We start from the raw sequence: 19,738 nt of genomic DNA on the forward strand, positions 1-19,738 counted from the left end.
AGGCGGCACGGAGCCGCCTTTTTTCATATGAAGAAGTCGCGGCTCACTGCCAGACCACGACACGCGCCTTCTGCGGCACGCGGTCGTAGAGATCGATGACGTCCTGGTTCATCAGGCGCACGCAGCCGGAGGAGACCGCCTTGCCGATGGAGTTCCATTCCGGCGAACCGTGCAGGCGGTAAAGTGTGTCCTTGCCATTCTGGAAGATATAGAGCGCGCGGGCGCCGAGCGGGTTCTTCAGGCCCGGCGGCATGCCGCCGTTCTTGGAGGAATATTTGGTGAGTTCCGGCTGGCGGGCGACCATTTCGTCCGGCGGTGTCCACTTCGGCCATTTCTGACGCCACTGGATGACGCCCTCGCCCGACCAGGCGAAACCTTCGCGGCCAATGCCGACGCCGTAACGCATGGCGCTGCCGCCCGGCTCCACCACGTAAAGGAAGCGCGAACGCGTATCGACGACCACGGTGCCTGGACGTTCGCCCGTCGGATCAACGACCCGCTGGCGGTAATAACGCCGGTCGATTTTCTGATACGGCACGGCAGGAATGACGTAACCGCCATCCTCGACCGAGCCGTACATGACGGCCAGTTCCGCGTCGCTGACGCCGGACGAGAACATCTGGCGGAAATCGCTGCCAATGGCACTTGCCTGCTGGCGGATGGCGTCTCCCGTGCCCGATGAGGCGCAGCCTGCGAGAAGCGAAGCGGAAGAAAGGCCAAGAAGGGAAAGAAAGGTGCGTCTGGAAAGATCTGTGTCGGTGCTTGTCATAAGGCCGGTTTGTCCCACATTTCGAACGGCTAGATCGCCGTTGTACGTCATTTGTTCCGTATCATGCGTATTGCGAAAATAGTTAACCGACCGCTAAAAGCCAGTCACAAGCTGCTGGCGGAATGGGTCCCCTATCTCTTTCTTTTAGAACGTGTTCAGATAACCACAATCTGCGCACCCTGCGGCACGCGCTCATAGAGATCGATCACATCCTGATTGAGCATGCGCACGCAGCCGGAGGACGTCGCTTTACCGACAGACTGCCAGTCCGGCGTGCCATGCACGCGGTACAGCGTGTCCTTGCCATCCTTGAAGATATAAAGCGCGCGTGCGCCGAGCGGATTGTTCAGACCCGGTGTCATGCCGCCATTGGCGGCGGAGATGGAGGCGAGTTCCGGCTGGCGCTTGACCATTTCATCGGGCGGCGTCCAGCGCGGCCACTTGGCCTTCCACTGGATCTTGCCACGGCCCGACCAGGCGTAACCGTCACGTCCCAGCCCGACGCCATAGCGGATGGCCTTGCCGCTGGATTGCACGAGATAAAGGAAATGCTGCTTCGTATCGACCACGATGGTGCCGGGCGCTTCCGCCGTCTGGTAGCTGACTTCCTGCCGGAGATAACGCGGATCGATGCGGCCATAGGGAATGGCCGGCAAGGAGCGATCCTCATCGCGGATTGGGCCATACATGACACGGTGCAGCGGATTGGAGACCGGCAGACCATAGGCCACCGCCTGGCCTTGGCTCTGACCCTGGGGCACATTATAGCCCTGCACCTGCGGGGCCTGCAGCCCCTGGCCGCGCACCGGCGGGCCATATTCCTGATGGAAGCGGGTTCGGAACAGATCCGGCGGGCGCGTCGAAAGCTGGCCCGGCTGCGGCGGCAGTTCCGGCTGGCGATTGGAGCTGACGGAATTGAAATTGAACACCGGCGCCGTTTCCCTGACGAAGACGTCCGGGTCCATCCGGGTCGTATCCGTCACGAAAAGGCAGCCGCTCATCAGGGGCAGCAGGGCAAGCCCGACCAGAGAGGCCGCCCGGCGACCGTTTTTCAAAAGGAGTGCTATCATCTGAACCGCTTCATGGAATCCAATCTGAGGCCATGATGGACCGCGCGGCTGGCGCGAAGCTGGCGTCGGTTTTTCAAAAAAAATCGAAGAACTGCATTTTTTCTCTTGAAGCTCTAGTTGCTAGAGGTGCCAGATTGGCTGTCGAGTGGAATTCAGGAGCGAAACCATGAATATTTCGACACGCGGCAGTTTGAACGGGGAACCGGAGGCCCTGACCTTTTCGGTCGGTGGCATGGATTGCGGCAGCTGCGCGGCCAAGATCGAAACCGCGCTGTCGCGCCTGCCGGGCGTTGCCGACGTCAAGGTGTCAGTGGCCCGCGAGCGGCTGAACCTTTCGCTTGCCGAAAACAAAACTCCGGTGGAAAAAATCGAGGATACGTTGCGCAAGCTCGGCTTCAAGCCCGCTCTGCTGCCGCGCGAAAAAGCGCCCGCAGCAAAGGTGGAGGCCGATCATCACGACCATTCCTCCTGCGGCGGTCACCATCATGACACGCCCCAAACGGCTATTGAAAACAACAATGCGCTGACCTTTTCGGTCGGCGGCATGGATTGCGGCAGCTGCGCGGCCAAGATCGAAACCGCACTGTCCCGCCTGCCCGGCGTTGCTGACGTCAAGGTGTCGGTGGCGCGCGAGCGGCTGAACCTTTCGCTTGCCGAAAACAAAACCCCGGTGGAAAAGATCGAGGATACGTTGCGCAAGCTCGGCTTCAAGCCGGCCCTGCTGCCGCAGGAGAAGGCCGCGCGCGAAAAAACGCCGGATCAAAAGCACGAACACGATCATGATCACGCGACATGCGGTGGCCATCACGATCATGATCATGATCATTCCGGCCACGACCACGCAGCGCATGACCATTCGGGAGACAAGCAGCATTCCTGCAACGGGCATGACCACGATCACTCCGGCCATGATCATTCAGGTCACGATCACGGACACGACCATGCGGGCCATTCCCACGCTGCCGCACCTGCCGCCGCAAACCAGAGCGCCGAGATAGGGCACGCCCATGGCGCGGACGAAAAAGGTGCATGGTGGCGCACCGCCAAGGCGCGCAACACCTTCACCGGCACCATTCTGGTCGCGATTGCCTATGCGGCGGAACTGACCTTCCCGGCCTGGGGTAGTTACGCCTTCATCGTCGCCACGCTGGTCACGCTCTTCCCGATCGCACGCAATGCCTTTAATGCTGCCCGTTTCGGCGCTGTCTTCACCATCGAGATGCTGATGACCATTGCCGCCATCGGCGCGATCATCATTGGCGAGGCGGAAGAGGCGGCTATCGTCGTGCTGCTGTTCTCCGTTGGCGAATTGCTGGAAGGCTTTGCCGCTGCCCGCGCCCGCTCTGGCATCAAGGCGCTTGGTTCGCTCTTGCCGAAAACGGCGATGGTGGAGGAAAACGGCGCGCTTCGGCAGGTCTCCGCCGATCAGGTGCGCATCGGCCAGGTGGTCGTGGCGCGCCCCGGTGACCGCATCGCCGCCGATGGCGTTGTGATGGACGGCCAGTCCAGCGTCGACGAATCGCCGATGACCGGGGAAAGCATTCCCGTTGCCAAGGACAAGGGAGACCGCGTCTTTGCCGGCTCGATCAACCATGATGGCTCGCTGCGCATCCGTGTCGACCGTGCGCCGGAAGACAACACCATTGCCCGCATCATTACGCTGGTCGAGGAAGCACAGGATGCCCGCGCCCCGACCGAACGCTTCATCCAGAGCTTTTCGCGTTATTACATGCCGCTGATCGTCGCGATCTCGGTGCTGACCATCATCGTGCCGCCGCTCGCCGGTCTCGGCGACTGGGATACCTGGATTTACCGTGGTCTCGCGCTGCTCCTGATCGGTTGCCCCTGCGCGCTGGTCATCTCGGTTCCCGCCGCCATCGCCTCCAGCCTTTCGGCTGCGGCACGCCACGGCATGCTCGTAAAGGGCGGCGCGGTCATCGAAATGCTGGCGCGCACCGAAACCGTCGCCTTCGACAAGACCGGCACGCTGACGCTTGGGGAACCTGTCGTGACCGACGTGATCGCGCTCGATGGCAACGAGGCCGAGCTGATTGCGCAGGCCGCGACCATCGAGAACGAGTCGAGCCATCCGCTCGCCCGCGCCATTGTCAATCATGCCGAAAAGGTTGGCGTCAAGCCGCTGCCCGGCTCCAACATCAAGGCGATTTCCGGTCGCGGCATGCAGGGCAATGTCGGTGGAAAAGACCTGTTTATCGGCGCACCGCGCTTTGCGACTGAAGTCGGAACGCTCTCGAAGGATCTTGCCGATCGCATTTCCGCGCTGGAAAGCGAGGGCAAGACGGTCGCTGTCGTCATGGCCGGCGGCGCGGCAAGCGGCCTCTTCGCCATGCGCGACGAGCCGCGCAAGGACGCGGCCGAAGGCGTCAAGGCGCTGAAGGACATGGGCATTTCCTCGCTGATGCTGTCGGGTGACAATGCCCGCACCGCGCGTGCCATCGGCAACAAGCTTGGCCTTGAGGCGCGTGGTGAACTCCTGCCGCAGAACAAGGTTGAGGAAATCCGCAAGCTTGCCGAAAAGAAGACCGTTGTCATGGTGGGTGACGGCATTAACGATGCGCCGGCCCTTGCGGCGGCCAGCGTCGGTGTTGCCATCGGCTCGGGCACGGACGTGGCGATGGAAGCGGCGGATGCGGCGCTGATGCGCAACAATGTCGGCGACGCCGCCCGCCTCATCGGCCTTTCGCGCGCCACCATGAACAATATCCGACAGAACGTGACGATTGCGCTCGGCCTGAAGGCGGTGTTCCTGGTCACAACAGTTACCGGCCTTTCCGGCCTGTGGCTTGCCGTCTTCGCCGATACGGGCGCCACGGTTCTGGTGACCGCCAATGCCATGCGGCTGCTTGGATATTTCAACCGTAACAAAGCCTGATCGCAGCCCCTCCCCAACCGGCCGGGCCCCGTTAATCCGGGCTCGGCCGGTCTCATTTTCAGCGTATTGACAAACTAATTGCGTCAAATAAATACCGCGTACCGCCGTTTTCCACGCGCGTGACAACCGATTCCACGCGAGGGAGCGCTGAACTTGGCTAAGACTGGCTATAACCGCATAGCGTACCGCGCGATCAAGATCGGCGGGAACATCGTCAAGGTTATTTTCTCCATCGATCTGTTCATCCGGCCCGGCAGGAGAAAAACGCTCCCGCAGCATCAGCCTGCCAGACGCAGCCCAAAAACGGAAAAAGCCATCCCTCGCATTATCTGGCAGACGAATTACTCCAATCGGGTCACGACGCCGATCTATGCGAATTTCCTGTTCAACCGCTGGCTGACGCCGGAATTCGAATATCGCTACCATGATGACGAGGCGTGTCAGGCCTATATCGACCGCCATTTTCCCGGACGTTATGCCGACGCCTTCCGTCGACTGCAGGTGGGCGCCGCCAAAGCGGATTTCTGGCGCATTCTCGTTCTTCTGCAAGAAGGCGGCATCTATCTGGATATTGATTCCAATTTTGCGGCCCGGCCCGAAGATGTGATCGATACGGATGAAGAAGCCGTTTTCATTGCCATGAAGGACGGCGAGATCACCAACTATTTCATGGCGTCGAAACCCGGCCACCCGGCGCTCAGGCTGATAGCTGATCGTATTGCCCGTAATATCGAAGAAGGGACGCTCGTCAGCGTCTATGACATGACGGGCCCAACCGTGGTGCATGCCGTCGTCAAGGAACTGGGGCTGCCGGTCCGCAACTACCGGGAAATTTGCACCCAGGGCCAATTCACCAACAAGCGCGCCCAATATGCCGACAAAAAAGACGGCGCATGGTGGGCAGAGCAGGCCAAGACGTCCATCGTCAAGACGTAGGACACCACACGCCTACGGACGGTGCAACATCGCGTTTACGCGAAGCCGTTGAAAAAACGGATGCTTTCCGCCACTGCACCGGGGACGACACCATTATGAGTTCCCGCCAGCAGTTTTTTGTCGACCCTGAAACCCGAGGTCAGGGCGCGGTCCACAAAAAGCTGGTGATCGGCGTCGAAAGGTCGTTCCTCCGTGCCGCGCAACAGCAGTGCCGGACATTTGAGGCTGGGGCCGAAACAGACGGAGGAGCGCATGATGAATTCGCGTTCGTCGGTTTCGTCGAAACAGATCTCCTCGCTATAGCGGTTGAAATAGCGCCATGAATTGACGCCAGCGGATATGGGGGCCGCAGCACGGAATTTACGGCTCATGGCTGCCAGAAGCGTGAGCGTGCCGCCGTTGGAATGGCCGGCGATGAAGAAGCGAGCTCTGTCAATGCCGGGAAGATTTTCAAGATAGGTGGCCGCCGCCAGCGCATCCGAGGTTTCGTCGTAGAAGCCTGAATAATTGCCGTTCTGGCCGTTTTCGCCACGAAAGGACGGTAGCAGCACAACGAAGCCCGCTTCCCAATATGGCTTCATCAGCGCCCAGTGGCCATCGCCGGTGGCGTTGCCGCCGTGCAGGAAAAGGACGGCGGGCTTCAGCGTTTTGGACGGCTGGTAGTGCGAAAGCCAGGCGACAAGTTCGATCGAGCCATCCGGCCCGCCACGATAGGTGACACGCTCCGCCCCGGGCGGTGTGCCAAGCGCCGAGGATTTCTCCGGCGCCGCCATCTTGCGCAGCAGGTGGGTGTGGAAACGTCGGCGAGCCTCCGCATAATCCTGCCGTTCCAGCGGCAAGACTTCAGGTGTCGGAATGCCCGCTTTCACGGCGGGCGGCAGGATAACCGCTGCTGACAGCCCCATTGCGCCAGTGAGCAATCCGCGCCGCGTCATGCCCGGCGAGATCGTGCCGCTCTCTTCCTGTCCGAAGGTTGAGGGAAGAAAGCGTTTGTCTGCCATATGGTCACCTGACGAGGATGGTTGCATTAACAGTTCAGCACCGCGGCGGGAGGCTGTCCAATCACGGATTCGCGAATGACAACAATGTATTCGCAGCCATCATGGCAATTTCTGGACGTCGCCTCGCCCCGACTGTGACGCCCAGGGAAATAAACAGGCGATCGTGCCACCCTAGCCTTCCACACCGTCGATCATCGCCACCAGTGTTGAAAGCCTGTCGGCTTCGGCCGGCAACTTGTCGGCGCGCAGCCGGGCAATGCGGGGGAACCGCATGGCGACTCCGGATTTGTGGCGGGTAGAGCGGTTGATGCCTTCGAAGGCAACTTCAAGCACGAAACCGAAATCCGGCGTGGCGCGCACCGCCCGCACCGGGCCGAAACGCTCGACGGTATTGTCGCGCACGAACTTGTCCAGCACCTCCAGTTCCGCATCGGTGAAACCGAAATAAGCCTTTCCGACAGGCACGAGCTGTTCGCCGTCCTCCCCCTCCGCCCAGACACCGAAGGTGAAATCGGAGTAATAGCTCGATCTTTTGCCGTGGCCACGCTGGGCATACATCATGACGGCGTCGATATTGTAAGGATCGCGTTTCCACTTGAACCAGGGGCCTTTAGCGCGCCCGGCCTGATAGGTGCTGTCGTGGCGCTTTATCATGACGCCCTCGATGACCGGATCGGGCGGTGCGGCGCGTAGCGTATCGAGCTCCTGCCAGCTGGAAAAGCCGATCAGTGGCGATAGGTCGAAGCGGTCATGCGGTGCATGTTCGATAATGTCAGACAGCCGGCCGCGACGCTGCAGATAGGTCTGCGCGCGGATATCGCTCTCGCCGTCGAACAGCAGGTCATAGGCGCGGATGAAGGCGGGATACTCGTCCAGCATCTTCGCCGTCACCGTCTTGCGGTTCAGTCGCTGCTGCAGGTCGGAAAAGGTTCGGGTGAGATTGTTGGACCGTGCCGTGCCGCCAATCAGCAGCTCACCATCCATCACACCTTCGAAATCGATCGCGTCAAGAACGTCAGGGAAGGCGCCTGAAATATCGTCGCCTGAACGGGAATAGAGTTTCCGTGTCCCACCGGCGCGGGACAATTGCACACGAATACCGTCCCATTTCCATTCGGCGGCGTAGTCGGCGGGGTCCAGCCCATCGAGGTCGCCATCCGCCACCGGCGTCGCCAGCATCACCGAATGGAAGATGGCGGGCGTTGCCAGCACCGGGCGGTCCGCCTTGCCCTCGAGCCATGCGAAAAGCGGCGTATAGGGCGGCGCGAGCCCGTGCCAGAGGGTTTCGATCTCGATGATGTCTTTCCCCGCAAAATCCGCCAGCGCCTGACGCGCCAGCCGGGCCGAAACACCGATGCGCAGGCTGCCGGTGGCAAGTTTGAGGAAAGCGAAACGAGAGGACGTATCGAGCCGATCCAGGAGATCACGCACCGCACCGCGCACCTCCGTACGGCCAAGCGAATTCATCAGTGTCACCACTTCACCAAGACGCGGATCCTGTGCCTCTGAATCGTCAGCACCGCCGATGTTGCCCCAGACCAGCGAAATGGTTTCGGCGAGATCGCCCACATAATCATAGGAATAGCGGAACAGAACCTCATCCATCCGCTCCAAGACCAGTTCGCGCAGCAGGGCCGGCTTGACGCTTTTAAGGTCCAGCGTCCCGGCAATGGCTGCGAGACCGTAACCCCGGTCGGGATCGGGCGTATCGCGGAAATAATCGGTGAGCAGCTTCAGCTTGCCATTGCGCGACGGGGTGAGAACCAGGCGGTCAAGAAGAGTGGCGAAGGCTTTCATCTCAATCCCCCTCGTCCTCGTAACCAACGAGATGCAGAGGCTTGGCGGCGATGCCCTGCAATTCGCACCAGCGCACCAGCGCCTCCTCCCGGCCATGGGTGACCCAGACGGCCTGCGGGGAAATTTCCTTGATCGTCTCCAGCAGTTCCGGCCAGTCGCAATGGTCCGAGATCACCAGCGGCAATTCCACACCGCCCTGCTTTGCCCTCTGCCGCACCATCATCCAGCCGGACGCGAAGGCAATCAGTGGTTCGTTGAAGCGGCGCGCCCAGCGCTCCTGAAACGCCGAGGGCGGGCCAACGACGATCGCTCCCTTGAAGGCGGAAGGATCGCTTTTTTCCAGTGTTGCGGGCCTGAGATCACCGAGATCGATACCCTGCGAGACGTAATATTCGCAGAGCCGTGCCAGCGCGCCGTGGATATAGATCGGCTCGGCATAACCATTATCGCGCAGGAGCCTGATGACGCGCTGCGCCTTGCCCAGCGAATAGGCGCCGACAAGGTGCGTCCGCTCGGGAAACTGTTTGATGGAGGTGAGCAGCTTGGCCGTTTCCACACGCGGCAGCGGATGATGAAACACCGGGAGGCCGAAGGTGGCTTCGGTGATGAAGACATCGCAGGGCACCGTCTCGAAGGGGGCGCAGGTGGGGTCGATGCCACGCTTGTAGTCGCCGGATGCGACGATGCGCATACCGTTCATTTCCACGGAAATCTGCGCCGAACCCAGAACATGGCCTGCCGGATGGAAACCGACGGTGACGCCGTTTACCTCCACCCTCTCGCCGAATGCGACCGCCTGCTCGCTGCCGCAGAAATCCTCACCATAACGGATGCGCATGATATCCAGCGTCTGGCGCGTGGCCAGCACCGCGCCATGGCCAGCGCGGGCGTGATCGGAATGACCATGGGTGATGAGCGCCCGCGCCACGGGCCGCACGGGATCGATATAAAAATCACCCGTCGGGCAATAAAGGCCCTTGGGCGTGGAATTCAGGAGCTGTTCCGGCTTCATGTTCATTGAGATAGGGCCGCCCGCGCGAATCTTAAGTGATGCGAGCATAACGCGGAACGCGCGTTAAATTTCCAATGGGCGCGTTTTTGTTTTGCGGTCGCCCCCCCTGTCATTTCGGCTTTGAGCCGGGACTGTATCGAGTTGTGGCCGCGGTTTGCACACAACATCAGCGCAAGACCGACTTAGAGGACAATCATGAGATTCGAGTTTGCAGAAACGTATCCGATCGGATACATTTTATGAACGATTTCGAGAAATCGCCAGAGTTCGACGAATGGCTGAAGGCTTTGAAAGATCGCACCGGAAAGGCGCGAATTCTTCATCGCCTTACCGCGGCCGAGCACGGGAATTTCGGCGACTGCGAGCCGGTCGGTGGGGGTGTTTCAGAAATGCGCATCCACTGTGGTCCGGGTTATCGGGTCTATTTCACACGCATTGGCAAGAGGGTGTATTTCCTTCTGGTCGGCGGAGACAAATCCTCGCAGAAGCGGGACATAAAGCGGGCAGTCGAGATGGCGCAAACAATAGGAAGGAATGACCGTGACGCAGTTTAGCAAATTCGATGTGTCGGACTACCTGAATAGCGATGAAGCCATGCTCGAATACCTGGCAGTGGCGATGGAAGACGAGAACCCCGACGTCTTCATCGCCGCCCTTGGCGCGGTCGCCAGAGCTCGCGGAATGTCGCACGTCGCGGATGCCGCAGGTCTCGGCCGGGAAAGTCTCTATAAGGCACTTAAGCCCGGTTCGAAGCTCCGCTACGAGACCGTGCAGAAAATCCTGCATTCGCTAGGCTTCCGACTGGCCGTCGAAAAGTCATCGAACGCCGCGTAAGGCGGCGTCCACACACCCACCTTCGCGCCCTACTCCCCCGCCACTTCCGCCGGCTTCGCCTCAACCGCAGCCGGTAGCCGCACCGGTTTCAGCATCAGCGCCGCCGCAAGGCCGATGGCAGCGGTTGCGGCGGCCGCGAAGAACAGCGGCGTAAACGCGTCCGAGTAGAGCGAGGCGACGGCGGCCTGGGAGGCTGCGGGCAGTTCCGAGAGGATTTTTGGCGTCAATTCCTCGATTTTGCCGACCCCGGGAATATCCACCGCCACACCCTTGAGGCTTGTGGATACGATGGCGCCATAGACCGAGATGGCGATGGCAGCACCACCCATGCGGGTCAGCGTTACCGCGCCGCTCGCCGCACCGATGTCAGCCTTGGGGGCCGAGTTCTGCACGCCGATGATCGGAGCCTGCTGGCCGAGGCCGACGGCGAAACCCTGCGCCAGCATCAGCACCGCGATCAGCCAAAGCGGCGTTCCCGCATGCATCTGCGTGAAGAGCAGCATGGCGATGACGTTGATTGTCAGGCCCGCAACCGAGAAGGGCTTGTAGACGCCGGTGATCGAAATCAGCCGTCCGGCCGAAAGCGAACCCATGACGATGCCGCCGGTGACCGCGATGAAGAACAGGCCGGCATGGGAGGGGGAAAGGCCGGTGGTCGTCTGCAGGAACAGGGCATAATAATTGACCATGCCGATGCCGATGCCGCCGCTGGTCAGCGAAACGATCATCAACAGCGGAAAGGTGCTGTCCTTGAAGAGACGCAGCGGCACCACCGGTTCCGGCGCGCGCCGCTCCACCTGCACCCAGAGGAACGCGGCGATGACGGCGAAGGCGATGATGCCGAGGCTGGGGGCCGCGATGAGCGAGCCGAACAATTCGCTGCTGTCCGCCCAGAAGACCACGCTGGCAATGGTGGCCGCCAAGAGGACCGCACCGAGATAATCGATCTTCGGCTGGCGCGCCGGGCGTCGGTAAGGCAGCATCAGCGCCAGACCGGCAATAACGATGATGCCGAGCGGCAGATTGATCAGGAAAATCGACCGCCAGCCAAAGAGATCACTCATCGTGCCGCCGAGGATCGGGCCGACACTGCCCGATGCCATGATGGTGAGGCTGGAATAGCTCTGGTAACGGGCGCGTTCACGCGGTTCGAACAGATCCGCATTGACGGAAAAGATCGACACCATGATGCCGCCGCCGCCAAGGCCCTGCAACACGCGGGCAGCAATGAGACTGTCCATCGACCATGCCAGCCCGCAGGCGAGCGAGCCGAGCGTAAAGATGACGACCGCCGCGATCATCACATATTTCCGGCCGAACAGATCGCCGAGCTTACCATAGACGGGCATGACCGCGCTGGTCGCCAGCAGATAGGCAGAGCCGATCCAGCCGAAACGCTCCAGCGCGCCGAATTCACCGACGATGGTGGGCAGTGCCGTCGACACGATCTGGTTATCGAGGGTCGCCATGAACATGGCCAGCATCAGAAACAGAAAGACGATGAGCCTGCGGCGATGATCCGACACAAGCGGCGCCACGGGGGCGGTGGACATATCCATGAAAAATCTCGTTGGCTTCAGGCAGATTTGCTGTGACAATTTGTGTGCTATCAGCATATATATGTCAATGGCAAGTTTTTGACATCTGTGCTATTGCCGCTAAACGTGATCGGAAAACAGCATCGAAAGGGACGATGAAGCGTGGCGACTGAGGAAAACTGGAACGAGGATCTGCCCGAGGACATCAAGCGGATCGGCAATACGATGACGCGCATGCGCATCATGATCGGCCGCCGCATCATCGGCCGCATGGCGCTTGCCAGGCTCGCTCCAGGTCTCGAACTTTCCCATATCGACGTGCTCGACATTCTGCGCCGGGCGGAGGGCGATGTGACCGTGGGCGCGATTGCCGAGGGCATGCGCATCGATCCCTCACGCGGCAGCCGGGTTGTGGCCGACATGGTCGGGAGAGGGCTGCTGAAACGCGGCGTTTCCCAGCAAGACGCCCGCCGCAGCATCGTAGAGATCACGCCGCTCGGCACCAGTCTCTTGCAGGAAATGCGTCGGACCAAGATGAGCGTCATCGAGGACGTGATGGATGGATGGCCCGCGGAGGATGTGGAGACATTCGCACGCCTGTTCGAGCGGTTTATCGACCGTTTCGAATGCCGGCTCTCGCCCGATACAGACCTCCTTTCGGATCAGAAAAAATCATAGTTGGCGCTGCGATCCGCAGCTTCACTTTAAGAGGCCAAGACCGTAACTTGCCGCCATCTGACAGGTTGAAGGGGTAATTTCGATGTTGACGATTTACGGGGTCTACCGTTCCCGCGCCACACGCACATTATGGCTGGCGGGCGAACTCGGCATAGAATTCAAGCACGTGCCTGTGATACAGGCCCGCCGTCTTGCCGATCCGCTGGCTGCGGATGCGCCGCTCAACACGCTGTCTCCGGACTTCCTGGCCGTCAACCCGATGGGCACCATTCCCTGCATCGAGGATGACGGCATGGTGCTTTACGAATCCATGGCCATCAATCTCTACCTCGCCCGCAAATATGGCGGACCGCTTGCGCCGATCGATCTGAAGGAAGATGCGGCGATGCTGCAATGGTCCTTCTTTGCCGCGACCGAAGTGGAGACGAATTCGCTGAAGATTTCCTCCGCCATCGCCGAAGGCCTGTCGGAAAGTGATAGCGGCAAGGCCGTGATCGATGTTGCCAGCCGCCTGCTGAAGCGCCCCTTCCGGGTGCTGGAGCAGCATCTGTCCAGTCATGATTATCTGGTGGGCGATCGCTTTACCGTCGCCGATCTCAACGCGGCGGAAATCGTTCGTTACGCACAGGGCCACAAGCCGCTGTTCGACGCCCATCCGGCTCTGAAGGCCTGGCTGGATCGTTGCCAGGCCCGCACGGCGTTCAAGACGATGTGGGATACGCGCGCGGCCGAGGCGGCTTGAGTCAAGACGCCAAGTTGCGATAGCTGGCAGACCAGCCTCCACACTCAACGTCATGCTCGGGCTTGTCCCGAGCATCTGCGACCTCTGGATTTATGAGACGTGATTAGATCCTCGGGACAAGCCCGAGGATGACGAAGTGAGCCTTTCAGCCTCTCAGCCCCTCTCCCCGGCGAGCGCGCGCTGGACCGCCGGGCGGTCGTTCATGCGGCGGAAGTGGTCGTGCACCTTGGGGAAACGGGCAATATCCACGCCGTCGCTTTCCAGCCATCCGGACATGACGAAAAGATAGGGATCGGCCACGGAATAGGCAGTGCCGAGAACCCATGGGCCACGCAGCATGCCGTGCTCGATCAGTTCGAAGCATTCACCCATGGTCTGCGGCACCTTGGCCTTCATATCCTCAAGCGAGCTATCCTTGCTCGCCCAGCGACTGCCGCGACGGCCGTGGGCATGGGCGACATGCACGGTGGATGAGATGAAGGCATTGAAGGACTGCATCAACGCGAATTCGAAGGGATCGTCGAGCGGCGCGAGTTTCTTCTCAGGCGCCATCTGGGCGATGAAGGCGAGGATGGCCGGCGTCTCCGTCAGCACACCGCTTTCCGTCGCCAGCGCCGGCACGCGGCCCTTGGGATTGATCTTTAAAAATGCCTCGGAGCGTTGCTCGCCTTCCGCGAAATTGACGCGGTGGGCCTTGTAAGGCAGGCCCGATTCCTCAAGCACGATATGGCTGGCGCGGGAGCAGGAACCGGGGGAGAAAAACAATGTGAACATGGATATGCGACCTCCAAAGCAATGAAGCGCCCGCTTCTTCCTCATGCGGACACCGCCCCGCGAGGGCCATGGGTTGGCCGTCACGTGCGGGGCGTGTCATCATCATGCCGGCAAACGGCCGCGTCAAAGGTTATTTAGAGACCGACGACCCTGATATCGCCGACATGGATGCCGTTCCAATTGCGCATCTGCCGGTTCGCCATGCCGCTCAGCGCCTGTTGTTCGGCGCTGCCTTCATCGAAATAGCGGGCGAGCAATGCCGAAACCATGGCTTCCGCCGCACGCGTCGTGCCGTCTTCGCATTTCACCGCCATGGCGATGCCCTTTTCCGGCATGGCGGCGACGAAGACGCCTTCCGCGCCGGTCTTGGCGAAAATCTTGCCCGGCGCGATCTGCATCAGCTTCGTGCAGGCGCGGCCGGTGCCTGCCACATAAAAGGGTTCTGCCATGCAGGCCTCCATGAGCCGGCGCGAGGCGCTCGCCCGGCCGGCTTCCAGCCCCCTGCCCGTCGCCATCTTTGCGAAACCATGTGCCAGCCCTTTGAGCGGCACCGCATAGGTCGGGATGGAGCAGCCGTCCACGCCGCAATTGTCGTGACCCAGCGCAGCCCCCGTCAGGCTCTCCATCGTCGCGCGGATTTCCTGCTGCAGCGGGTGGTCATAACCGACATAGCCCTTGGGGTCCGTTCCGGTATGACAGCAGGCGCAGATGAAGCCTGAATGTTTACCGGAGCAATTATTGTGAAGCGCCGTCGGCTTTTCCAGCGTGCGGGCCTGATGGATGATGGTTTTCTGGTCGGAGGACCAGTGCGCGCCGCATTCCAGCGTATCCACATCCCTGCCCGCCTTGGCGAGCATAGAAGCGGCAAGTTCCGCATGTGCGTCCTCGCCGGAATGGGACGAACAGGCAAGCGCCAGCTCGCGGCTGCCGAAACCATAGGCGTCCGCGGCACCGCTTTCCACCAGCGGCAGGGCCTGCATGGCCTTGCAGGCCGAACGCGGGAAGATGCCACGTTCCAGATCTCCCGTGGAAAACAGCACGCCGCCATCGCCATCCACCACTACCGCAAGGCCCCTGTGGCGGCTTTCCACGAGATTGCCCCTGACGACTTCGACGGTAACGGAATTGTTCATTCTCTCAGCCTCAAAAAATTCTGATTTTATGTTGTTGATACCGCAATTGATTTTTCGATGCACGGGGCCATCAGTGAAATTTGCAAAACGTCTCTTACTGGCGATTGCCATCATCTACCTGCTGCCGGCACTGGCATCGGCCGGACTGTGGGCCATGAAGGACCATCCGCGCGGCTGGAATGCCGCCAGATGGTCATCGTCAGGCATGCTGCCGGCGGCTTCGAGCGACGGGCAAGCCGCCGTCTACGTCTTTTCCGCCATGACCGGCGGCTTCAAGGGCTCGGTTGCCAGCCACGCCTGGGTCGTGTTGAAAAAGCCGGGCGCTACGAGCTATGACCGTTATGACAAGGTGGGCTGGGGCACGCCGATCCGCCATAATGGATATGCGGCGGACGCCTATTGGTATTCCAACATGCCGCGCCAGGTGGTGGCCATTCACGGCGTAGAGGCGGAAAAGCTGATCCCCAAGATCGAAAAGGCGATTGCCGACTATCCCTATGGCAAGCCGGGCGGCTATCGCATCTATCCCGGGCCGAACTCCAACACCTTCGTCGCCCATGTGCTGCGCAGCGTGCCCGAACTCGGCGTCGTGCTGCCGCCGGACGCGGTCGGCCGCGACTATCTGCCGGACGGTGCATTTTACCACGTCGCCGACGACTGGAAGGATGCGAGCGTTTCGCTCGGCGGCCTGTTCGGCATTTCGGCGGGTGCGCGCAGCGGCTTCGAGATCAACTTCCTCGGTCTCGTGGCCGGCATCGATTTCGCCCGGCCGGGCGTGAAGATACCCGGGCTCGGTTATTTCGGCGTGGCGGGCATCAGGGCTTGAGCCATCACGTTTCAGTGGCCTGAGCGGCGCGTCTGGCGCGGATGCTCTGGGCGATGAAGACCCGTGACAGGCCGTGATAAAGCGGTTCGCGAGAGAAAAGCCGAGACGTCAGATATCCCAGCATCGATGCGGCCATGATGGGTATGACGCCTTCATGATTGCCGGTCATTTCGAGGATGATGACGAAGGCCGTCATCGGAGCCTGCACAACGCCGGCAAAATAACCCGCCATGCCGACGATGGCGCCAAGGCCGATGCTGGTGCCGAGCAAGCTCGCCATGGTGCTGCCGAAACCCGCACCGACCGACAGAGACGGCGCGAAAATGCCGCCGGGGATGCCCGACATCATGGCAAGGAAAGTCGCCGCCAGTTTTTCGATGAAGAAGAAGGACGGTGCGGCTTGCCCCTCTATCGCCGCACGGGCCTGCTCGTAACCGGTTCCGAATGTCGCGCCGCCTGTTGCGATGCCGAGGACGGCGGAAGCAAGGCCGCAGGCGGCGGCAACCGCCAGCATTCGCTTCAGGGGCATGGTCTGGGCGAAACGGCGGATACGTGCAGAGAGGCGCAACGCACCAGCGCTGAAAAGAGCGCCAAATGCACCACCGCCGACACCGCAGACAAGCACGAGCAGCCAGTCCATTGTCGTTTTCGCCATGACCGAGCTGGTGCCGAAATAGGTATAGCTGCCGACCAGAGCCAGCGATGCAAGGCCCGACAGGATGACGGCCGTCAGCACAAGGCCGTTGGCGCGGGATTCATAAGTCTTACTCATCTCCTCGATGGCAAAGACAATGCCTGCGAGCGGCGTGTTGAAGGCCGCCGCAATGCCCGCGGCCGAACCGGCTAGGATGAGACCCTTGGCCTGCGCCATGCCGCCCCAGCGAGCGGCCTGCAGCATGATCGAGGCCCCCACCTGAACCGTCGGCCCCTCACGGCCAATCGACGCGCCGGAGAGCAGACCGGCGACGGTGAGCACCAACTTGCCAAAAGCAAGCTTCAGCGACAGAAGCCGCGAACGATCCGCATCATCCCGCAGGTGCCGGGCGGCGATGGCCTGCGGAATGCCGCTACCGCCGGCGTTGGGGAAAACCGTGATCGCGAGCCAGGCGCACAGGGTGAAACCGAGCGGCGTGATGATGAGCGGCAGCAGAAACGCCCATTCGCCTGAGGACGTGGCCGCGAAGAAGAGGTGCTGGGCGCGATCCGCTGCCCAAGCGAAACCGACGCTGATAAGGCCGACGGCAATCGCACCAATCCAGAAAACCGCCCTTGGCTTCCAAATCCGCCATGAACCCCAGACAACACGGGAACGGCGGAGCATTTTCAGCTTCTTGTAATCGACGGGCATGGCGATCCAGATCGGTGATTTCAGTCATTGTCGGGCGGGAGGCCCTTTTATCGGCCTGCCAGCCGGCGATTGCAAGTTTTGCATTTGACTCGTTGCGACAGATGGCAGATGCTGCGCATCGCAAATGCAACGCATGGAGAGACAAGATGAAAACCGCAACTTTGCCTTCGCTGCGTGTAACGGCGGATTTCCGCGAAGCGGCAGAAAGCGTTCTGAAGGACGGCGAGACGCTATCGTCATTTGTCGAGGATTCGGTCCGCAGGGAAGTTGAAATCCGCAAGTCACAGGCAGATTTTATTGCCCGCGGGCTGGCGGCACGTGAAGAAGCCAAAAAAACGGGTGTTTATCACAGGGCGGAAGACGTTCTTGCTGAACTAAAAACTATGCTTGACGCGAAGCTCGCTGAAGACGACGACAAGTGACGTATCAGGTTTTTCTCGCCGACAGAGCGCGCGACAACATAACGCGCCTATATTCTCATCTCCTTCGCCGTGACAAACATGCGGCTAAGCAAGCCTATAGGGCAATCGAAAAAGGAATAGCCGCACTGGCGGATTTTCCAATGAGTTGCAGGAAAATTGATGCGGACAACCCGTTTCTGCGTGAGTTTCTTATTCCGTTCGGTTCATCAGGCTACGTCATTCTCTTTGAAATAGAGAATGCTGAAAAGGTAACAATCCTCGCGATCCGCCACCAGCGCGAGGACGATTACTATTGACCTTCACCGGTCGCTGACTGCCGCTCGCGGGTTTACCCACGGCTCCTGATTGGAGCGCGGCAGCGGGGTCTTGCCGAGAATGTGGTCCGCGGCCTTTTCGCCCGTCATGATGGAGGGGCCGTTCAGGTTACCATAGGTCACGTGCGGGAAGATCGAGCTGTCTGCAACGCGCAGGCCCTCGACACCGATCACGCGGCATTCGGGATCGACAACCGCCATCGGGTCGTTTCTGTCGCCCATGCGGCAGGTGCCGCAGGGGTGGTAAGCGCTTTCCAGATGGTCGCGCAGGAAGGCATCGATCTGCTCATCGGTCTCGATATTTTCACCGGGCTGGATTTCCGGGCCACGGAATTCGTCGAATGCTTTCTGGCCAAAAATTTCGCGCGTGAGGCGCACGCAGTGGCGGAATTTCTCCCAATCCTCGGGGTGGCTCATATAGTTGAAACGAATGACCGGCTCATCTGAGGGATCCGCGGAGCGCAAGGTGACGTTGCCGCGCGATTTCGACAGGTTGTAGCCGACATGCGCCTGAAAACCATGGCTTTTCGCCGCCGCCTTGCCGTCATAGGAGATGGCGACGGGCAAGAAATGATACTGGATGTCAGGTTGCTTGAGCCCGGGGGCGGAGCGCAGGAAGGCGCAGGCCTCGAACTGGTTGGAAGCACCGAGGCCGCCTTTCGACAGCAGCCATTGCGCACCGGCCACACCCTGCCAGAACCACGGAAGCCACGAATAAAGCGAGACCGGCTTGGTGGAGACCTGCTGGAAATAAAACTCCATATGGTCCTGGAGATTTGCGCCGACGCCGGGGCGATCCGCCTTCACCTCAATGCCCATGTGTTTCAGATGGGCGGCGGGGCCGATGCCCGAGAGCATCAGCAGCTTCGGCGAATTGAAGGAGGAGGCCGAAACGATGACCTCGCGACCGGCCTTGATGGTCTCCACCACACCCCTGCGCTCGATCTCGACTCCCACGGCGCGGCCGTTCTCGATGACGATCTTGCGGGCAAAACCGTTGACCAGCGTGACATTGCCTCGCTTCAGCGCCGGTTTGAGATAGGCATTGGCGGCGGACCAGCGACGGCCATTGTGAATGGTCTGCTCCATCAGGCCGAAACCTTCCTGTTTGGAGCCGTTATAGTCATCCGTCAGTTCAAACCCCGCTTGGGCGCCGGCCTGAATGAAGGCGTGAAACAGGGGGTTGTTGACCGGCCCGCGCTGCACATGCAGCGGCCCATCCGTGCCACGCCAGCCTTCCTCGCCGCCATGGCTGTGTTCCATGCGCTTGAAATAAGGCAGCACATCCGCATAGGCCCAGCCCTGCGCGCCGAGCTCTTCCCAGCGATTGAAATCCTCGGCATGGCCGCGCACGTAAACGAGGCCGTTAATGGAGGAGGAGCCGCCGATGACCTTGCCACGCGGGGCGGTGATGCGGCGATTATTGAGGTTCGGTTCTGGCTCGGACAGGTAACCCCAATTGTAGCGCTTCATGCTCATCGGCCAGGCCAATGCGGCAGGCATCTGGATGAACGGGCCGAAATCGGAACCGCCGGCCTCAATGACGATGACGGAATAGCGACCATCTTCCGACAGGCGGTAGGCGATGGCGGACCCTGCGGAGCCGGAGCCGACGATGACGTAATCTGCTTGCATTGGTTGCTCTCTCCGA

General features: G+C 60.8%; 19 protein-coding genes. 9 read left to right on the plus strand and 10 right to left on the minus strand.

Features of this window, described 5'->3' with window-relative positions:
- Window positions 1-43: 43 nt before the first annotated feature.
- Together WA845_RS01160 and WA845_RS01165 are read right to left on the minus strand one after the other, a co-directional pair.
- Entirely contained in the window at window positions 44-769 is a 726-nt protein-coding gene (locus tag WA845_RS01160; RefSeq protein ID WP_004440507.1) for a L,D-transpeptidase, read from the minus strand.
- A gap of 155 nt (window positions 770-924) precedes the next feature.
- Window positions 925-1,839: a L,D-transpeptidase gene (locus tag WA845_RS01165; RefSeq protein ID WP_112553426.1), complete on the minus strand. Its 915-nt coding sequence runs from the start codon at window positions 1,837-1,839 to the stop codon at window positions 925-927.
- Window positions 1,840-2,005: 166 nt separating this feature from the next.
- Here WA845_RS01165 and WA845_RS01170 point away from each other — a divergent pair, with 166 nt between their 5' ends.
- Together WA845_RS01170 and WA845_RS01175 are read left to right on the plus strand one after the other, a co-directional pair.
- A complete protein-coding gene (locus WA845_RS01170) occupies window positions 2,006-4,732 on the plus strand; it encodes a heavy metal translocating P-type ATPase (RefSeq protein WP_112553424.1) in 2,727 nt (908 codons plus the stop codon).
- A gap of 153 nt (window positions 4,733-4,885) precedes the next feature.
- On the plus strand, window positions 4,886-5,668 hold the full coding sequence (locus tag WA845_RS01175) for a glycosyltransferase family 32 protein (protein WP_162719112.1): 783 nt from the start codon (window positions 4,886-4,888) through the stop codon (window positions 5,666-5,668).
- 35 nt (window positions 5,669-5,703) lie between these two features.
- Here the strand turns inward: WA845_RS01175 and WA845_RS01180 are convergent, their stop codons facing one another.
- From WA845_RS01180 to WA845_RS01190, 3 genes are all read right to left on the minus strand, one after another.
- Window positions 5,704-6,669, minus strand: a complete 966-nt coding sequence (locus WA845_RS01180) for an alpha/beta fold hydrolase (protein ID WP_112553422.1) — start codon at window positions 6,667-6,669, stop codon at window positions 5,704-5,706.
- A 171-nt stretch (window positions 6,670-6,840) separates the two neighbouring features.
- Window positions 6,841-8,466 carry a cisplatin damage response ATP-dependent DNA ligase gene (locus tag WA845_RS01185; protein WP_337322150.1) on the minus strand — a complete coding sequence of 542 codons (1,626 nt, stop codon included), beginning with the start codon at window positions 8,464-8,466 and terminating at the stop codon, window positions 6,841-6,843.
- 1 nt (window position 8,467) lies between these two features.
- Window positions 8,468-9,478: a ligase-associated DNA damage response exonuclease gene (locus tag WA845_RS01190; RefSeq protein WP_112553612.1), complete on the minus strand. Its 1,011-nt coding sequence runs from the start codon at window positions 9,476-9,478 to the stop codon at window positions 8,468-8,470.
- A gap of 239 nt (window positions 9,479-9,717) precedes the next feature.
- Here WA845_RS01190 and WA845_RS01195 point away from each other — a divergent pair, with 239 nt between their 5' ends.
- Window positions 9,718-10,032: a type II toxin-antitoxin system RelE/ParE family toxin gene (locus WA845_RS01195; protein ID WP_112553419.1), complete on the plus strand. Its 315-nt coding sequence runs from the start codon at window positions 9,718-9,720 to the stop codon at window positions 10,030-10,032.
- Window positions 10,013-10,312 (plus strand): addiction module antidote protein, encoded by a 300-nt coding sequence (locus tag WA845_RS01200; RefSeq protein ID WP_004440487.1) that lies wholly within the window; start codon window positions 10,013-10,015, stop codon window positions 10,310-10,312. The genes WA845_RS01195 and WA845_RS01200 overlap by 20 nt, the downstream gene beginning before the upstream one ends.
- A gap of 29 nt (window positions 10,313-10,341) precedes the next feature.
- Here WA845_RS01200 and WA845_RS01205 read toward each other — a convergent pair whose 3' ends face one another.
- Window positions 10,342-11,871, minus strand: a complete 1,530-nt coding sequence (locus WA845_RS01205; protein WP_006700017.1) for an MDR family MFS transporter — start codon at window positions 11,869-11,871, stop codon at window positions 10,342-10,344.
- A gap of 141 nt (window positions 11,872-12,012) precedes the next feature.
- Here WA845_RS01205 and WA845_RS01210 point away from each other — a divergent pair, with 141 nt between their 5' ends.
- Window positions 12,013-12,528, plus strand: coding sequence for a MarR family winged helix-turn-helix transcriptional regulator (locus WA845_RS01210; RefSeq protein ID WP_045532531.1), 516 nt, complete (start codon window positions 12,013-12,015; stop codon window positions 12,526-12,528).
- 82 nt (window positions 12,529-12,610) lie between these two features.
- The gene (locus WA845_RS01215; RefSeq protein WP_004440482.1) at window positions 12,611-13,270 is read left to right on the plus strand and encodes a glutathione S-transferase family protein; all 660 of its coding nucleotides are present in this window, start codon (window positions 12,611-12,613) and stop codon (window positions 13,268-13,270) included.
- Between the two features lie 153 nt (window positions 13,271-13,423).
- Here the strand turns inward: WA845_RS01215 and WA845_RS01220 are convergent, their stop codons facing one another.
- A complete protein-coding gene (locus tag WA845_RS01220) occupies window positions 13,424-14,044 on the minus strand; it encodes a glutathione S-transferase family protein (protein WP_004440479.1) in 621 nt (206 codons plus the stop codon).
- Window positions 14,045-14,178: 134 nt separating this feature from the next.
- A complete protein-coding gene (locus tag WA845_RS01225; RefSeq protein WP_112553418.1) occupies window positions 14,179-15,177 on the minus strand; it encodes an asparaginase in 999 nt (332 codons plus the stop codon).
- Window positions 15,178-15,250: 73 nt separating this feature from the next.
- Between WA845_RS01225 and WA845_RS01230 the strand changes: the two genes are divergently transcribed.
- The gene (locus tag WA845_RS01230; RefSeq protein WP_037091703.1) at window positions 15,251-16,003 is read left to right on the plus strand and encodes a DUF3750 domain-containing protein; all 753 of its coding nucleotides are present in this window, start codon (window positions 15,251-15,253) and stop codon (window positions 16,001-16,003) included.
- 4 nt (window positions 16,004-16,007) lie between these two features.
- Here WA845_RS01230 and WA845_RS01235 read toward each other — a convergent pair whose 3' ends face one another.
- Window positions 16,008-17,351 carry a chloride channel protein gene (locus WA845_RS01235; protein ID WP_162719111.1) on the minus strand — a complete coding sequence of 448 codons (1,344 nt, stop codon included), beginning with the start codon at window positions 17,349-17,351 and terminating at the stop codon, window positions 16,008-16,010.
- 146 nt (window positions 17,352-17,497) lie between these two features.
- On the opposite strand from WA845_RS01235, the gene WA845_RS01240 reads away from it, so the two are divergent.
- Both WA845_RS01240 and WA845_RS01245 read left to right on the plus strand, forming a co-directional pair.
- Entirely contained in the window at window positions 17,498-17,773 is a 276-nt protein-coding gene (locus WA845_RS01240; protein WP_004440470.1) for a YlcI/YnfO family protein, read from the plus strand.
- The gene (locus WA845_RS01245) at window positions 17,770-18,069 is read left to right on the plus strand and encodes a type II toxin-antitoxin system RelE/ParE family toxin (RefSeq protein ID WP_037091705.1); all 300 of its coding nucleotides are present in this window, start codon (window positions 17,770-17,772) and stop codon (window positions 18,067-18,069) included. The genes WA845_RS01240 and WA845_RS01245 overlap by 4 nt, the downstream gene beginning before the upstream one ends.
- A 3-nt stretch (window positions 18,070-18,072) precedes the next feature.
- Here WA845_RS01245 and betA read toward each other — a convergent pair whose 3' ends face one another.
- Window positions 18,073-19,722 carry a choline dehydrogenase gene (betA, locus tag WA845_RS01250; RefSeq protein WP_112553417.1) on the minus strand — a complete coding sequence of 550 codons (1,650 nt, stop codon included), beginning with the start codon at window positions 19,720-19,722 and terminating at the stop codon, window positions 18,073-18,075.
- Window positions 19,723-19,738: the final 16 nt, after the last annotated feature.

The organism is Agrobacterium sp. CMT1 (assembly GCF_037203725.1).
Lineage (GTDB): Bacteria > Pseudomonadota > Alphaproteobacteria > Rhizobiales > Rhizobiaceae > Agrobacterium > Agrobacterium pusense.

Bases quoted from the DNA above. Each gene is read 5' to 3' on its own strand.
- betA (WP_112553417.1), bottom strand. From the start codon at position 19,722: ATGCAAGCAGATTACGTCATCGTCGGCTCCGGCTCCGCAGGGTCCGCC.
- WA845_RS01220 (WP_004440479.1), bottom strand. From the start codon at position 14,044: ATGTTCACATTGTTTTTCTCCCCCGGTTCCTGCTCCCGCGCCAGCCAT.
- WA845_RS01235 (WP_162719111.1), bottom strand. From the start codon at position 17,351: ATGCCCGTCGATTACAAGAAGCTGAAAATGCTCCGCCGTTCCCGTGTT.
- WA845_RS01165 (WP_112553426.1), bottom strand. From the start codon at position 1,839: ATGATAGCACTCCTTTTGAAAAACGGTCGCCGGGCGGCCTCTCTGGTC.
- WA845_RS01200 (WP_004440487.1), top strand. From the start codon at position 10,013: ATGACCGTGACGCAGTTTAGCAAATTCGATGTGTCGGACTACCTGAAT.
- WA845_RS01180 (WP_112553422.1), bottom strand. From the start codon at position 6,669: ATGGCAGACAAACGCTTTCTTCCCTCAACCTTCGGACAGGAAGAGAGC.
- WA845_RS01215 (WP_004440482.1), top strand. From the start codon at position 12,611: ATGTTGACGATTTACGGGGTCTACCGTTCCCGCGCCACACGCACATTA.
- WA845_RS01240 (WP_004440470.1), top strand. From the start codon at position 17,498: ATGAAAACCGCAACTTTGCCTTCGCTGCGTGTAACGGCGGATTTCCGC.
- WA845_RS01185 (WP_337322150.1), bottom strand. From the start codon at position 8,466: ATGAAAGCCTTCGCCACTCTTCTTGACCGCCTGGTTCTCACCCCGTCG.
- WA845_RS01205 (WP_006700017.1), bottom strand. From the start codon at position 11,871: ATGGATATGTCCACCGCCCCCGTGGCGCCGCTTGTGTCGGATCATCGC.
- WA845_RS01160 (WP_004440507.1), bottom strand. From the start codon at position 769: ATGACAAGCACCGACACAGATCTTTCCAGACGCACCTTTCTTTCCCTT.
- WA845_RS01195 (WP_112553419.1), top strand. From the start codon at position 9,718: ATGAACGATTTCGAGAAATCGCCAGAGTTCGACGAATGGCTGAAGGCT.
- WA845_RS01170 (WP_112553424.1), top strand. From the start codon at position 2,006: ATGAATATTTCGACACGCGGCAGTTTGAACGGGGAACCGGAGGCCCTG.
- WA845_RS01225 (WP_112553418.1), bottom strand. From the start codon at position 15,177: ATGAACAATTCCGTTACCGTCGAAGTCGTCAGGGGCAATCTCGTGGAA.
- WA845_RS01190 (WP_112553612.1), bottom strand. From the start codon at position 9,478: ATGAAGCCGGAACAGCTCCTGAATTCCACGCCCAAGGGCCTTTATTGC.